Annotated in this window: 13 protein-coding genes (1 of these 13 cut by a window edge); 5 read left to right on the top strand and 8 right to left on the bottom strand. The window is 57.2% G+C overall.

Annotation, left to right across the window (positions count from 1 at the left end; all coding sequences use genetic code 11):
• Positions 1–142: 142 nt before the first annotated feature.
• The 5 genes from P8T57_RS01355 to P8T57_RS01335 all read right to left on the bottom strand — a co-directional run bounded on the left by P8T57_RS01355 (position 143) and on the right by P8T57_RS01335 (position 4,997).
• Positions 143–760: a LysE family translocator gene (locus tag P8T57_RS01355; RefSeq protein WP_341364368.1), complete on the bottom strand. Its 618-nt coding sequence runs from the start codon at positions 758–760 to the stop codon at positions 143–145.
• A gap of 96 nt (positions 761–856) precedes the next feature.
• Positions 857–1,711: an AraC family transcriptional regulator gene (locus P8T57_RS01350; RefSeq protein ID WP_341364367.1), complete on the bottom strand. Its 855-nt coding sequence runs from the start codon at positions 1,709–1,711 to the stop codon at positions 857–859.
• Between the two features lie 57 nt (positions 1,712–1,768).
• Positions 1,769–2,941, bottom strand: coding sequence for an AI-2E family transporter (locus P8T57_RS01345; protein WP_341364366.1), 1,173 nt, complete (start codon positions 2,939–2,941; stop codon positions 1,769–1,771).
• Between the two features lie 171 nt (positions 2,942–3,112).
• Complete coding sequence (locus tag P8T57_RS01340) at positions 3,113–3,895, bottom strand: outer membrane beta-barrel protein (RefSeq protein ID WP_071241265.1); 783 nt, start codon at positions 3,893–3,895, stop codon at positions 3,113–3,115.
• 301 nt (positions 3,896–4,196) lie between these two features.
• Positions 4,197–4,997, bottom strand: coding sequence for a YdhR family protein (locus tag P8T57_RS01335; protein WP_341364365.1), 801 nt, complete (start codon positions 4,995–4,997; stop codon positions 4,197–4,199).
• A 113-nt stretch (positions 4,998–5,110) separates the two neighbouring features.
• On the opposite strand from P8T57_RS01335, the gene P8T57_RS01330 reads away from it, so the two are divergent.
• Positions 5,111–5,689, top strand: coding sequence for a TetR/AcrR family transcriptional regulator (locus tag P8T57_RS01330; RefSeq protein ID WP_341364364.1), 579 nt, complete (start codon positions 5,111–5,113; stop codon positions 5,687–5,689).
• Between the two features lie 13 nt (positions 5,690–5,702).
• Here the strand turns inward: P8T57_RS01330 and P8T57_RS01325 are convergent, their stop codons facing one another.
• Positions 5,703–6,215: a hypothetical protein gene (locus P8T57_RS01325; protein WP_341364363.1), complete on the bottom strand. Its 513-nt coding sequence runs from the start codon at positions 6,213–6,215 to the stop codon at positions 5,703–5,705.
• Positions 6,216–6,310: 95 nt separating this feature from the next.
• Entirely contained in the window at positions 6,311–6,982 is a 672-nt protein-coding gene (locus tag P8T57_RS01320) for a response regulator transcription factor (RefSeq protein WP_007092201.1), read from the bottom strand.
• Positions 6,983–7,402: 420 nt separating this feature from the next.
• Here P8T57_RS01320 and pepN point away from each other — a divergent pair, with 420 nt between their 5' ends.
• On the top strand, positions 7,403–10,030 hold the full coding sequence (pepN, locus tag P8T57_RS01315; protein ID WP_341364362.1) for an aminopeptidase N: 2,628 nt from the start codon (positions 7,403–7,405) through the stop codon (positions 10,028–10,030).
• A gap of 99 nt (positions 10,031–10,129) precedes the next feature.
• Positions 10,130–10,432, top strand: coding sequence for a cupin domain-containing protein (locus P8T57_RS01310; RefSeq protein ID WP_085644269.1), 303 nt, complete (start codon positions 10,130–10,132; stop codon positions 10,430–10,432).
• A gap of 83 nt (positions 10,433–10,515) precedes the next feature.
• Here the strand turns inward: P8T57_RS01310 and P8T57_RS01305 are convergent, their stop codons facing one another.
• Positions 10,516–12,801 (bottom strand): methyl-accepting chemotaxis protein, encoded by a 2,286-nt coding sequence (locus P8T57_RS01305; RefSeq protein ID WP_341364361.1) that lies wholly within the window; start codon positions 12,799–12,801, stop codon positions 10,516–10,518.
• Between the two features lie 700 nt (positions 12,802–13,501).
• Between P8T57_RS01305 and P8T57_RS01300 the strand changes: the two genes are divergently transcribed.
• Together P8T57_RS01300 and upp are read left to right on the top strand one after the other, a co-directional pair.
• A complete protein-coding gene (locus tag P8T57_RS01300) occupies positions 13,502–14,590 on the top strand; it encodes an SPOR domain-containing protein (protein ID WP_114095746.1) in 1,089 nt (362 codons plus the stop codon).
• Positions 14,591–14,812: 222 nt separating this feature from the next.
• A protein-coding gene (gene upp, locus P8T57_RS01295; protein WP_007092206.1) for a uracil phosphoribosyltransferase crosses the window boundary here: on the top strand, positions 14,813–15,444 show its 5' portion. The gene runs 19 nt beyond the window's last position; only the first 632 of its 651 coding nucleotides appear in the window; the start codon lies at positions 14,813–14,815; its stop codon lies beyond the right edge, outside the window.

The following is a 15,444-nucleotide window of genomic DNA, read 5'->3' as shown; positions in this document are numbered from 1 at the left end:
CCTTACATTCATCGACTGTCACTGGTGCGGGCATCCTGTGTCATCGGCAGGTGGGCCTGGTGTTTGGCTTGAAGCCGGAACCGAGAACCAGAGGCCTATGCAGTGCGTCTGGTCCGGTTCGAGGTGTTGCGTATCCAGCGGATTATGGACGTCCGGCGAGCGCCAGTTTTGCCGCGAGAAGGGCGAAGGCCCCCGCAAAGCTTTTCCCCAGCCAGTTCATGATCTTTGGTCGTTCGATGACTCGGCGGCGCAGGGTGCTGGCGAAGAAGCCGTAGACGATGAACACTGCGAAGGTGATCGCCATGAAGATCAGGCCGAGCAGGGTCATTTGGGCGGTGGTTCCGGCGGCGTTGGGGGTGACGAATTGCGGCAGGAAGGCCAGGAAGAAGAGCGAGAGTTTCGGGTTGAGCGCGTTAAGCAGGATGCCGTCGCGGATGATTTTGGCGGCGTTGACGGGATCGGATTTGGCGGTGACTTTCATCGCACCCGTGCCGCGCCACATGCCCCACGCCATGTAAAGCAGCCACGCGACGCCAAGATAGCGCAGGGTTTCAAAGGCAAGCGCACTGGTATGCAGCAGGGCCGCAAGGCCAAGGATGCTTGCGCCCATGGCGGGCAGGATGCCGAGCGTGCAGCCGAATGCCGCCCAGATGCTGGCGCGCATGCCGCGACCCAGCCCGATGGCAAGGGTATAGATCACCCCCGTGCCGGGCAGCAGGACGACAATAAGCGAGGTCAGGAGATAGTCGGGGCTGATCATGATGGCATGGTTCCGTTTTGTGGTTTGACCTGATCCGCGCAGTTAAGCGTGTTTTGATCGGGTATTCTTGAACGGAATTGCAGGCCCGGAAATGGATCAGTTTGCACGAAGTGCGCGGGCATATCGCCCCGGTGACAGGCCATAGGCGCGGATGAAATGCCGGTTCAGGTGGCTTTGATCGGCAAAGCCCGCGGTTGCGGCGACTTCGGCAAGTGCTGTACCCGTCGCGATCAGGCGGCGGGAGAGGTCAAGGCGGCGCTGGATGATATAGGCATGCGGGGTAAGCCCGGTGGCGCGGGTGAAATGGCGGACGGTCTGAAAGCGGCTGAGCCCGGCGGCATTGGCAAGATCGGCCAGCGAGAGGTTTTCGTCCGGGGCATCGTCAATCATGGCCTTGGCGCGCGCGATTTTTTGATCGGCACGGTTGGGGGCCTGATTGCGGACAGGGGCGGATTGGCCCGGTTTGATGCCGGGTACAATGATCGCGTGATGGAGCAGAAGAAACAGCATTTCTTCGCGCCGGAGGGCTGCGGTCTGGCTGTTACCCTGGGTGATGGCGTTAAAAAGGGCGGCAAAGCAATTTGCGACATCGGGGGATGTCATGACCGGGTTGGTGAATTCGTATTCGCCTGATTTGCCGTCTGTCATGTCGTGGGCGGCGTAACTGATCAGGTCCGGATCGAAATACAGCATGTTCCAGCCACGCGGGCTTTGGCCAATCGGCGTGCCGTCATGGACTTCGCGCGGATTGACCGTGATGATGTTGCCCGCCCCGGCTTCGACCATGCCACGCCCCGAAAGCGATTTTTGCGCGCCCTCAAACATGAAGCCGATGCCGAACTGTTCATGGCTGTGTCTGGCAAAGCTGTGGCGTGTCCTGGCCATAATGGCCTCGACCCCGGTGCAGTCATGAGACAGGATGAGAAACGGTTCGTTTGATGCGTCTGACATGCCAGAAGACTGGCAGTTTTTGCGTTGTTTCGCAATCGGGTTGCCATCGGGTCGAAATCAGTTGCCGTTATTGTTGTTGGGGCCGAGCATTTCGCGCAAGCCCCCCAATCCTTCGACATGTTTGGCAAAGACGCTCATGACGATCAGAAGCGGGACGGCGACAAGCACACCGATGAAGCCCCATATCCAGCCCCAGAACGCAATGGCGAGAATGATCGCGACCGAATTGATGCGCAGCCGGTTGCCGACAAGGGCCGGGGTGAGGAACTGGCCTTCAAGGGCGGTGCAGGCGAGATAGATCGCGGGTGGCAGCAGGGCCGCGGTTGTGGTCGGCATGGAAACCAGTGCGACCATACCGACAATGCCGATGCCGACAACCGCCCCCAGAAGCGGCACGAAATTCAGGATCGCCGCAACAATGCCCCATAAAACCGGATTGGGCATGCCAACAATGGCAAGGAGGCTTCCGATGATGATGCCAAGCCCGATATTGATTGCCGATATGGTCAGGAGATAACGCGAGACTTCGCGTTCGATATCGTGCGCGATGCGCAGACCCTTTCGCCGGTCGCCAAAGGTTGGCAGGGCGCGGACCATTTTTTCATAGACCATATCCCCCGACGAGAGAATGAACAGCAGCAGCACGAGCATGAGCGCAATACCGGCAACAATTTCCGGTGCGCCCCGGGCGGCCTGGCTGATCATGGTGGGTTCCTGCACGACGACCTTTTGCGTGTCGGCCTGATCATTCTGGTTGGTGGCTTCTTCGACCTGCTTTTGCACATCGCGCAGTTTTTCAAGCGGCCCGCCAAGATCGGCCAGACGCAGGCGCAACTGACGTTCGATTTTGGGGGCGTCATCGATCCATTTTGATACCGGTTCACTCAGACCATAAATCCCGGCGATCACGGATGTCGTCAGGGTCAGGACAATCGCAAGCGCGGTCAGGCTTTGCGGGATGCGATAGCGGGCCAGCGTGCGGACGACCGGGGAAAACACCAGTGCCAGCAGGAAGGCCAGTATCACCGGCAGGATCAGGCTTTGGGCGACGTAAAAACAGCCAAAGGCCAGAATGACGAAGGTGCCGATCACCGATACCGTGCGCGCCCGGCGATAGGCGCGTGCACGCGCGCTTAACATTCTTTGTTCGGCTTCATCGATTTCGGTAGGGGCATCCGCAGCACCGGTTTCAATGGCGGGGGTGTCGGATGCCTTGATCGGATCGGTCATGCAATACGCTCCGGGCGGAATTCTGCCGGGCATGATGCAGGCGGCAGGAGGGTGACCTGCCTTTAACGTCTTGTGACAGGGTGATGTTCCGCCGGGATGAATGTAAGTGGCTAGTAAAGCAAAACGGTGCCCGAATTGGACGCCGTTTTGAGCCAGACATATGTCAGAAGATCAGAAGCGCTTGATCAATGCAAAGCGGACATTGTGCGACTGGAAGTCGCCATCATAAGAAAGGTCTGAGGCAGCACCGCCTTGGCCAATGTCTCTGTCGCCGTCTACAATGGACGGGAAATAGGTCAGGACATAGTCCCCGCGAAGCGACCAGCCATTGCCGATCAGGTACCCGGCCCCGATGCTGCCCGACACGCCGAATGCCGTTTTCGTATCGGTAAATGTATGATTTGTGCCTGTACCAAAAGTATCGGTGAATTTATGTGTGGTTTTGAACCGGCTGATCGATGGACCCGCCGCGAAATAGACCTGCCATCCCCCGGTCGCATAGCCGATTTTGGGGCGGATGCTAAAGGTGAAATCCGATTCAACGGTGGTTTGGGACGTGAAGCTGTTGGCCGGAGATGTATCATACGGGGTCCGGCCATGGCTTTCTGATTCAGAAAACGGCATGAATGTCAGATCGCCTTCCACCCCGTAAATCATATTACGGTCCTGATGGTCGTATCCGAAAAGGGCAGAGCCGGTGACGTCAAAACCGTCGATCGTTTCATTGAGGATCGGGGTGAGTTGGTTTCTGTCACTGCCCAAGGCACTGTCCTGGAAATAACCGGTATACAGCACGTCGGTGTCCGGCTTTGCCGCACTATATGCGCCACCAAGTGCCAGGCCGCCATAAAAGCCCGACCAGTCTGTTTCAGCAGAGGCGTGGGAGGCAGCGGCACACAGGATGACGGCTGCGATACCGGCACACGAAATACGTGATTTTAGAGGAAAGCGCATGATTTTGTGGCTCTGTTTGCTATCGCAGTCTGTCGACCGGGCGACGAGGTGAATAATGAATGATTATTCAATAGCATAGCCAGATTCAACGCGAAATAGAAATAATTGGTCAGGAGATTGCCGCAGCGACCCGTCAGGCATCGATGGCCGGTTCCTGCAATTGCAGTTCACGGGCCATGATGACGGCCTGAATACGCTATGGACCGACAGTTTGCGCAGGATGGCGCTGCCGATCCGATCGACGGGCGCGCAAGGCAGAATGGCCCTGAGCGCCCGTGCGGCTTATGTCGGGATGGTGGAATCAGCCATAGAAGGGCGATGCCATGTCGCGGCTGGCGGCCTCGGTCACGGTGGCGTCAAAAATGCGGGTATAGAAGGCGGCATCAAGAGCCCTGGTTTCCGTCGGGAAGTAATCAAGGGCAAAGCGTTTGGCGTTGTCGATGCTGTCAAAGGCATAGAAGCCGCCGACCGTGCCGGTGTGAAGGCCGCTTAACCACGTTTTGGCCAGAAGGCCCGGCTGCTGTTTCAGGACCGGGTTGAAGGTCCGCCACGGGCCATTGTCAAACGGCAGTACGTGAAGCTGAACTTCGGTGTAAACGAAGGCGGCCGGTTTGACATCGAGTTCTGCACCGTAATGCACCGAATTCATGTCGATGCTGGCTTCCGTGGTGGCAAGCGCATCAAACACGCGGGTGGTTTGCGCCACGCCGAAATTCCGTGCTTCGGCCGGGAAATAGCCGGTGACGAACTTTTTGGCATTTTCGATGGTGTCAAAGGCGTAAATGCCGCCCGCCGAATTGTTACCAAGCCCCGATAGCCAGGTTTTGTTGAGGAAGCCCGGCTGGGTCTTGATGGTGTCATTGATGTTTTGCCATGGCACCTGATCAAAGGGGGCGGAGATTTGCAGTTCGGTATAGACGAAGGCGTTCTGTGACATCTGAGTATTTCCCGGATTTGAAGTGATGGCCGCCGCACGTGAGCGTGACGGCAGAAGGAGGCCTGCGCCCGCCATCGCGGCGGTGCTGCTGGCAAGCTTTAGAAAGTCGCGTCGCCCGAACCGGTTTTGACCGGCTTTGGCAGTGATTTCTGGACCTGTTGTCATGAGGATGATCCGTTTGGAGTTAAGAAATATAACGTTCGTTATTTAAATAACTGATCGACAAATTCGGGTCTGTCAATTAAAAATATAACGATCAATATATTTTTGAGGATCCGATGGTCAAAAACCAGACACGCAAAGAGGAAACCCGGCGCAATATCCTTGACGCGGCAAGCCGTGGATTTCGCGAGAAGGGCTTTGCCGGGGTCGGTGTTGACGGGATTTCCAAGGCGGCACAGGCGACATCGGGCGCGTTTTACGCCCATTTCGGATCAAAGGACGGGGCGTTTCTGGCAGCGCTTGAGCTTGGCCTTGACGAAGTGATTGACGGGGTTCCGCGGTTTCAGCGCGATTTTGGCGATGGCTGGACCGATGCCTTTATTGATTATTATCTGGGGCGCGATCACAGAGCCGATCTGGCATGCGGGTGCGCGATGACCAGCCTGTCGCCGGAAATGTCACGCGCCGACGCGAAAAGCCGCGCCTTGTATGACCGAAAAATGCAGACCATTGCCGGACTGGTGGCGAAAGGATTGCCGCAATTTCCCGCCGATCAGCGGCTGGCAAAGGCATGGGCGTTTCTGGGGATTTTGATCGGCGGGCTTACAGTGACGCGCGCACTTAGCGACGATGCCGCGATTGATGCGGTATCGGGCGCGGTAAAGAATGCGGCCAGTGATCTGTTGCGGACCTAGGCGCAGGGGCGCGTCAGCCCTGAAGGATGGCAGCGCGTTTTTCATCGAAGCGGGCATTTTCCGCGGCAATGTTTTTGGCAAACTTTTCATAGGCCGTGTCGGCCCTGGCCTGTAGGCTGTCGCGCCTGTCGCGTACTTCGTCGGCATTATCTGCGCGTTCGGCAAAGTTCTGAAATTCCAGTTCGGCTTTTTCCAGTTCGCCATGCAGGTCTTCAAGATGGGTGGTGATTGCCTGATCGTGCTGCGCATTTAGCGTCGCCAGTTCACGGCGAAGCGCATCGGATGGATTGGCCGGTACGGACGGTGCGTTTTGATCATTGCCGTAACCGCGTGCCAGCGGGTCAATACTGGTATTGGCGCGCACATCTTCGGCAGCCTTGCGGATGGTATTGCCGATGACGTCGCCGAGAATTTTGGCCATGGCGGCAGTGCTTTGCGGGTCCTGCTGGGCAAGGGCCGGGGCGGGGGTGGCGACGGCAAGCGAGACGGCAACCGCCACGGCAGACAGCGATAGGGATTTCTTCATCTGGTGATCTCCTGTGCTTTGCAGAGGGATCATCACGCGCAATTACGGTGATAAATTGGTGCCGGTCTGGCAGGGAAGTGACAGTTTGCGACCCGTCAGGCGTCGATGGCCGGTTCCTGCAATTGCAGTTCACGGGCCATGATGACGGCCTGTGTGCGGCTATGGACCGACAGTTTGCGCAGGATGGCGGAGACATGGGCCTTTACGGTGGCCTCTGTCACGTCAAGCTCGTAGGCGATCTGCTTGTTCAGTTTGCCTTCGGTCAGCATGTTGAGCACGCGCAATTGCTGTGGCGTCAGCTGGCCGATTTTTTCGGCAAGGCCGGTGGCCTCGTCATCAGCGGGGCCGTTTTCAATCGCGTCACGCGCCCAGTCGGGCATCCACATATCACCGTTCAGAACGGTGCGGATGGCCGTCCCGATCTGATCAACGGGGGCGGATTTCGGAACGAAGGCCGATGCGCCATATTCAATCGAACGTCTGACAACCGGCAGTTCCTGACTGGCCGAGACGATGGAAACCGGAATGTCGGGATAGGAAGCGCGCAGGGTGAACAGGCCGGTAAAGCCGTTCATGCCGGGCATGTGCAGGTCCAGCAGGACAAGGTCGATATCGCCGCTATGGGCTTCGATCTGTTCGATGGCTTCAGACAGGCTTCCGGCCTCGTACAGTGTGACGTTTTCCAATTCTGATGACAGGGCCTGTTTGAGGGCACCGCGCACAAGCGGGTGGTCGTCTGCGATCAGAATCTGGAAGCTGTCAGCCATTGGCGATTTCCCCGGAAGTCATTTCCCTTAAAAGGTCGCGATTATTCCATCCCGTTATCTTTTAACGGCGTCTCACGATAATATTAAGGTGAGGGGACGATAAACCGGGATGACATTGTTTGTCTGGTGTGGTGCGACCCTGATGCGTCCTTGCTGCGCTGGCAGAAAGGAGTGAGGGAAACCAAAGATCACTCTCGCCCCACGAAATGTGAAACTTCGGCCCCCCTCGCGCCACCACTAATGATTATGACGACTAAAATCCGGCTCGTAAACTCTGCATTTGTCGGAAAGTGAAATTTACCTTATCTGTTGGGTTAATGAACGAAATTCAGTTTTGAAGAACTGCGCCGCGCTGCAACATTGGCGATTTTATACAATCACCGGCAACGCCGCGCAGACCAAGGGAAAAAGGACTGTCTGATGTCTGATCAACCGCAAGTCATCCGCCGCGAAGATTACACCGCACCGGCCTTTCTGGTCGAGAAGGTCGAACTGGTGTTCGAGCTTGATCGGGATGTTACAAATGTGAAATCGCGGCTGTTCGTGCATGCGAATCCTGTGCGTGGGACCGGCGGCGGCGACATGGTCCATCTTGACGGCGAAGACATGAAGCTGGTTTCGGTTTCGGTTGATGATCGCAGGCTTGGTGTTGATGAATATAATGTCGATCCATCGGGGCTCAGCTTTAGCGCACCGGGCGAAACCTTTGTTGTTGATATCGAAACCCAGATATCGCCTGCGGCCAATACGCGGCTTGAAGGGCTTTATGTATCGCAAAGCGCGTTCTGCACGCAGTGCGAGGCGGAAGGATTCCGGCGCATTACCTATTTCCCGGATCGCCCGGATGTGATGGCGACCTATAAGGTCACGATCCGTGCCGACAAGGCGAACTGCCCGGTTTTGCTCTCAAACGGCAATCTGATTGATAGCGGTGATCTTGACGGCAACCGGCACTTTGCGGTGTGGGAAGATCCGTTCCCGAAGCCGAGTTACCTTTTTGCGCTGGTGGCGGGGGACTTGGCCTGTGTTGAGGACAGCTTCAAAACCATGTCGGGTCGTGATGTGGCGCTGCGGATTTTTGTTGAACATGGCAATGAAGACCGTTGCGATTATGCGATGGACAGCCTGAAACGGTCGATGAAGTGGGATGAGGAGGTTTATGGCCTCGAATACGATCTGGACCTTTTCAACATCGTCGCGGTTTCCGATTTCAATATGGGGGCGATGGAAAACAAGAGCCTGAATGTGTTTAACGCCAAATACATCCTGGCCAAGCCCGATACCGCGACCGATACGGATTATGAATTGATCGAATCGATTGTTGCGCATGAATATTTCCACAACTGGTCGGGCAACCGGGTGACGTGCCGGGACTGGTTCCAGTTGTCCCTCAAAGAAGGCCTGACGGTTTTCCGCGATCAGGAATTTTCGGCTGATCAGCGGTCCCGCCCGGTGCAGCGCATCAAGGATGTAGCCCAACTTCGTGCGCGCCAGTTCCCCGAGGATGGCGGGCCGTTGGCCCACCCCGTCCGCCCGGATAGCTATATGGAAATCAACAATTTCTATACCGCCACGGTCTATGAAAAGGGCGCGGAGTTGATCCGCATGATGCATACCCTGTTGGGGGCAGAGGGCTATCGCAAGGGGATCGACCTTTATTTCGATCGCCATGACGGGCAGGCGGTGACCTGCGATGATTTTGCCAAGGCGATGGAAGATGCCAATGATGTTGACCTGAGCCAGCTTAAAATCTGGTATTCGCAGGCGGGGACGCCGAGCCTGAGCTGGCGCGGTGAACATGATGCGGAGTCCAAGCAGTTCCGCCTGACGGTTTCCCAGAAAACCGCACCGACACCGGGGCAGCCGGACAAGGTCGCACTTCATATGCCGATTGCGATTGGCCTTCTGGGCCGGGATGGCAGGGAGCTGGTTTCGCGCACCGTGCAACTGACCGAGGCCGAACAGGAATTCGTGTTTGATAATATCGACCAGGTGCCGGTCGTGTCGTTCAACCGTGGTTTTTCCGCCCCCGTCAATGTCGCGACCGAACAGCCGCATGAGGAGCTTGTGTTCCTGATGGGGCATGACAGCGATGCGTTCAATCGCTGGGAAGCGGGGCAGAAATATGCGACCGCGCTGATGCTTTCGGCCATTGCCGAATTTGAAAAGAATGGCGGCGATGCCGACGCGGCATTGGGCGATGTGACCGAGTTTGTGGCGGCGATGCGTGCGACCCTGATCAATGACGATCTTGATAAGGCGTTTCGGGCCGATGCGCTTGTCCTGCCGGGGGAAGAATTCCTTTCGGAGCAGCGCAAACCGGCCAACCCGGACGCGATCCATCAGGTGCGCAATGCGTTGCGCAAGCGGATCGGATCGGACCTTCGGGCAGAATTTGGCAATGCCTATCACCAGAACGCGTCAAACGCGGCCTTTACCCCGGACGCGGAATCGGCCGGGCAGCGGGCGTTGCGCGCAACCGCATTGGCCTATCTGGTGGCAAGCGGCGAGGGCGAATTTGCCGATCTGGCAGCCGAGCAATATCGCAGCGCCGATAACATGACCGACCGGATGGCAGCCCTTTCGGTGCTGAACCATCTGGATCATCCGGGCCGGGCCGAAGCACTTGCCGATTTCGAGGCGCGCTTTGGCACGGATACGGTGGTGATGGATAAATGGTTTGGCCTGCAGGCGATGTCATCACGCGATGATACGCTGTCGCGCGTGAAGGACCTTATGAGCCATCCGCTCTTTACCATGCGCAACCCGAACAAGGTCAGATCGCTTATCGGGGCGTTTGCCATGGCCAATCCGCGCCATTTCCATGCGGCGGATGGCAGCGGATATGCGTTTTATACCGACCGCCTGATCGAGCTTGACGATATCAACCCGCAGGTCGCGGCACGTCTTTGCGCGCCGCTTGGCAAATGGGCGAAATATGACGAGGCGCGGGCCGACCTGATGAAGGCAGCGCTTGATCGTATCCTCGCCAAACCGGACATTTCGCGTGATCTGTATGAAATCGCATCGAAATCGCGGGCGGTATGAGGCCATGGGTCATTGCGTGAATGCCTTTCTTCATAAGGCCCATGCGCCCGATATGCATGATTTGCGATGGGGGTTGTTGCGAATGGAAAGGGATAGAATATGAATTTGGCCGCCGTTGCAGCACAGCTTTCCGACGGATGGAAGGGCCGGGTTCTTGCCGATTTTGGCTGTGTCCGGATGAAACTTTTCAAGGCAGATGCCGTCGGCCTTGCCGAGGAAATGCATTCGGATTGGGATGAAGCGATCCTGATGCTGGAGGGTGAACTGGTGCTGGAGCTTGATCAGGTGCCGATGCACCTTAAGGCTGGTGATTTTCACCTGATCCCACGCGGGGTCCGGCACAGCATTTTGCCCGGTTGCCGCGGATCGTTCATATTGCTTGATCCTGAACCGCTGGCTTAAACAGCCGACCAATGGAAAACGCGAAAGGCGGCACGCGATATGTGCCGCCTTTCTCGTCTTGGCCTGTTTGAAGCAGGCGCAGGTCAGGTCAGTTTCATCCGTTCGCTGAATTCCTTCATGCGTTCGGAAAGATTGCGCGCCATATCGGAAAGTTCGCGGCTGGCGGTGTTGAGGTCATGGGCCGAGCGGCCCGTGCTTTGGGCACCGTCATTCACGAACCGGATCATCTGGTCCATCGATCCGGCGCCTGATGCAATGCGCTGTACGTTTTCCGAAATCTCGCTGGTCGCGCGGCGCTGTTCATCCACCGAATGGGTGATGGTCGACTGGATATCGTTGACCTGATGAATAACGTCGCCCACCGTGCTGATGGAATGGGCGGCTTTCTGGACTTCCTGCTGGATTGCAGTAGTCAGATCGCCGATCTGGCCGGTCGCACTCGCGGTCTGATCGGCAAGCGATTTGACTTCGTTTGCGACAACGGCAAAGCCGCGCCCCAGTTCGCCCGCCCGTTCGGCTTCGATGGTCGCATTAAGCGACAGAAGCTTGGTGCGATGCGCGATATCGTTGATCAGATCAATGATCGATCCGATTTCCGAGCTTGCCTTTTCAAGCGATACGATATTGCGCTGGCTTTCCTCTGCCTCGGTGCGCGCCCGGTTGGTCACGTTTGCGGCCTCGGATGCCTGACGGTTGATTTCGGCAATCGAGGATGAAAGTTCCTCGACCGCGGTGGCGACGTTCTGGGTGTTGCTTGCCGCCTCGCGCGAGACGTCAAGCGCGCTGCCTGACTGATCGACCGTGTTTTCCGACTGGCTGGTCAGATCACGGGCAAGGCCAAGAAGCCCTTCGGACTGTTCGGTGACCGATTGCGCAACCCGGGCGACCTCGGCCATCATTTCGCTGACCGCGATGCGGCTTTCTTCGCGTTCGGTCACCACGTTCCAGGCCAGCATGGTGCCCACAAGGGCATTGTCCTTGTCGCGCACCGGGGCTGCCAGAAGTTCAAGGTGATCGCGTTCGGTTTTGACCACCTCGGTAAAGGGCAGGTTGGCCGGGTTGGAAAGCCGTTTCTGGAATTCCGCACCGACCTTGAGGAAATCGCCCGAAACCGAAGCCGCATCACCACCGACATAGGTTTGCGCACTGGCATTCAGATATGTCAGTTCGCCTTCAGGTGTGATCAGGGCGGTCATGGTCGGGGTGTTTTCGACCATGTTTTGCAGGATCATCGCCTGACGCACGGCTTCGCGCAGGCCGACCAGCGCCTTGCGCATTTCGCCGATTTCATCGGACCCGACCCGGGGCAGGCGGACATTGGTATCCCCGTTCGAGATCGATGTCATTGCCCCGGCAAAGGCGCGCAGATTGCGAAATACCGTGGTTCTGAGCAATATCCAGCCAGCGATCCAGCCAACCAGAAGGACGGCGACCAGAATTTCGATCGAGAGCGTTCGAAGATCGTCGGTCTGGGAATAGAAGTCGGTAATATCGCGATCAAACGTGGCGGTGGCCCAAACCCCGCCACGGTCGTTTCCAACCGAAATATCGACGGTGGCACGATGGGTGCCGCCCGCTGCTTCGGTGGGTTTTGCTTCCGCCGGGGCAGGGGCTTCGCTATCGGCCGTTGGGGCCAGGGCTTCGCCGCCTTCGCTGGCTTCCCCGTCTTCAAGGCTTTCAAACAGCACATTGCCGTCGCTGCCAAGAATGCGGAAATTACCGCCAAGCACCTTGCCGATACCTGTAAGGGTAGGCAGGGGATCGGTGATGACTTCCATAAAGCCGACAGCACGAAAACCGCCAACCGGAACGATGGTGCTGAAAACCGGTTTGCCGGTTGGGGTTGCCCACATATAGGTCACCGGTTTGCGGGCATCGGCCTTGTCGCGTGTTTTAAGGTAATCCATCACCGCCGCATCATCGGTGACACTGGCCCCCAGATTGGCATCCGAGGTTGCAAGCTGGTTGAAATCGGTGTCATAGGCGATGGTTTCGACCAGAACCAGTTCGCCCTGAACGATCTGGCTGGCATTGGAAAGGATGTTAAGTTCGGCCTTCATGCGGGCCTGATCGTTATCCTGATAGCTTTTGACCAGACTGCCAAGGCGCGACCATTCATTGACAATCGGTGTGACCTTGTCTGCGTAATCCTGTGCCACGCGTGAACGGACAAAGAAATTGACTGTGCCGCCGACCGAATTGTTCAGCGTATCAACGGCAAAGTTTCGATAGGTGTCACCGGTCCACAGCAACATCCATGTGACTGCACCCGATAAAAGCAAACCTGTTACAAGCAGGATGCGCCGTAACGTCAAGAGGCCCGTAGCGCCCCCTGCAATAGCCGTCTTCGCGGCTTTGTCTCCCGTCATTCATTACACTCCAGAGCCAGTTTTTTATGGTTCTTTTGGTGCTTCGTTCCCGGTCTACCTCTTGGGGGGTAATTGGTTTGATCCAAACAGAGCTTGGCGGCAAACACAATAGCGCTATTGCCCCAAACCCCATGTTTTTCGCGGTATACAGTATTCTATATATTCGTGACGGGCGCGAAATCCGGGCCGGGAATCCCGTGAATTTCGGATGGCTATTGAAAAAACACAAAAAAACTTGCGAACGAGTGTGATAATCGTTTGCAATTGGATTTCTGATGCTCTATGACTGTGTTTGTCAAATGCAGACGGCAACGTCGTTTGCGACGGGCCATCAGGCTGACATGGCGTACCTGATGGTCACTGTTCTTCGGGACTCTCTCTCCCCGAAGGTCGATCTCTCTCACTCGAGGGGGCTGGTATCCGGAAATTGTGCGGGACAATTCCGGGCTATATACCAGCCTCCCTTTTTTTGTCCTGCTGGCCGGTTTTGCGACATCCGTGTTTTGAAATCGCCAAAGTTTCATGACATCTGCAATCTGCATATCGGCGCGCGATTTTGGGTGCGACCGGGCCAGCGTTTTTAGCGTTTTATAAACGGCCTGTGCCCTAAAAGAAGCAGGGTAGCCTGTGGCGGGGTTCAATCGCCATGACGGATACGCGCGATATTTACAGATAATCAGTCGTAAAGGACCGGCAGAAAATGGCTGGCGAAGACGAAAACAACCGCACCGACCTGCATGCGGACCCGAAACCGGAACCGCAGAAAGACGCGCCCTTACCGGCGTTTATTTATGGCCGCAATGGTCACGGCGAGGACGGCGGGCGTCATCGACAGTCACAAAATGGGCGGATAGCAGAAATGGATCGCAAAACCTTACTGGGTCTCGCAACCGGTGCCGGCATGCTCGGTCTGGTCTTGTTCTTTGTCGGCATGCTGGTCGGCGCTGGGCTGTTCATGGACCCTGACGAACAGATGGCAGCCAACGAAAAACCGGCAGGGCAGGCCGAAATTTTGGCAACCCTGCCCGAAAGTCCGACATCAAACCCGGCACCGACAGCCGAAATGCCCGATGCCGGTACTCTGTCGGGGGCTGAAACGTCATCCTCAACCCCGGCGGCACCGGCTGCGACCGATGATCCGGTGGGGGATCTGATTGCCGAACGCAGTGCCGTGATCGAGGGCGAGGATGCGGGCAATGCCGCGGAAAACGGTGAGGCGGCCAATGAAGGTACGACCGACGGAAATGATGCCCCGGCCGCCCCGGAAATGAGCGACGCCGAAAAGGCGGCAGCCCGTGCGGAACAGGCCGATCAGGGCGCGAATGCCCCGCGCAAGCTTCAGGCACCGGAAATCAAATCATCCGATGATGCCGCAGCCAAGTCATCAGAAACCACATCCGCATCCACATCCGCATCGGCGGCACCCGCGGTCCCCGAAGCTCCGGCCGCCGCGGCGGAAAACACGACGGTTGCCAAGAAAACCGAACCGGCAGCGACGTCTGCGCCCAAAGCAACCGCGTCCGGGGCGGCCGCCCCGTTCTCGGTTCAGGTGGGGGCCTTCAAGGTGCATGAAAATGCCAGCCAGCGTGCCGAAGAATTGCGCAAGCTTGGCCTTGAGGTCGCGGTTGTCGCTCGTGGCCCCGAAGGGGATGCCACCTGGTATTATGTCCGGGTTGGCAGATTTACGACCATGAAGGAAGCGCGCGACAAGGCAAGTGCGGTCAAGAAGGACCAGAATCTTGACGGTTTCCCGGTCCGGGCCGAACCTAATGACCGCGAAGTCAACTGACACATATATATAGTGTCGATCAATATGATACCGGGGCCGGTGCAGATGCTGCATCGGCCCTTTCTGTTTTCTGATGAACGGGTTTGTTTTTGCGCCATCTTTGCGGCATTCTACTTGCCTTCACAGGGCAAAGGCTTTAGGCGGTACGCCAGAGTTTTTCGGAAAGCAAAGCCGTGACGTGCCACGCGGGCAGCTTTGCACATCAGGATGGTTGGCAGAAACATGACCACACAGAACGATTTTCCCAATCTTCATATTCTCGATCACCCGCTGATCCAGCACAAACTGACGCATATGCGCAAGGTTGATACCTCGACCAAGACCTTCCGCCAGCTGCTGAAGGAAATTGCGCTGCTGATGGGCTACGAGATCACCCGCGAATTGCCGGTCAGTTATGAGGATATCGTCACCCCGATCTGCCCGATGAAGGCACCGATGATCCAGGGCCGCAAACTGGCCGTCGTGCCGATCCTGCGGGCCGGTCTTGGCATGGCCGATGGTCTGATCGAACTGATGCCGTCCGCGCGCATCGGCCATATTGGCCTGTATCGTGATCCCGAAACCCACATGCCGGTCGAATATCTGGTGAAGCTGCCCGAGGTTGAAGGCCGGACCTTCATCCTGGTCGATCCGATGCTGGCGACCGGGAATTCGGCGGTGGCGGCAGTTGATACGCTGAACAAATATGGCGTTAAGGACGAAGACATTCGCTTCATGGCGCTGGTCGCGGCTCCCGAAGGGGTCAAGGTCTTCCATGACGCGCATCCGAATGTACCGGTCTATACCGCGGGCCTTGACGAGAAGCTGAATGAAAAGGCCTATATCGTGCCGGGCCTTGGCGATGCCGGTGACCG

It is taken from the genome of Thalassospira sp. SN3W, from assembly GCF_038070535.1.
GTDB classification, from domain to species: domain Bacteria; phylum Pseudomonadota; class Alphaproteobacteria; order Rhodospirillales; family Thalassospiraceae; genus Thalassospira; species Thalassospira xiamenensis.
The sequence above is the reverse complement of the archived record's forward strand: the minus strand, read 5'-3'. Positions and strand labels throughout refer to the sequence as shown.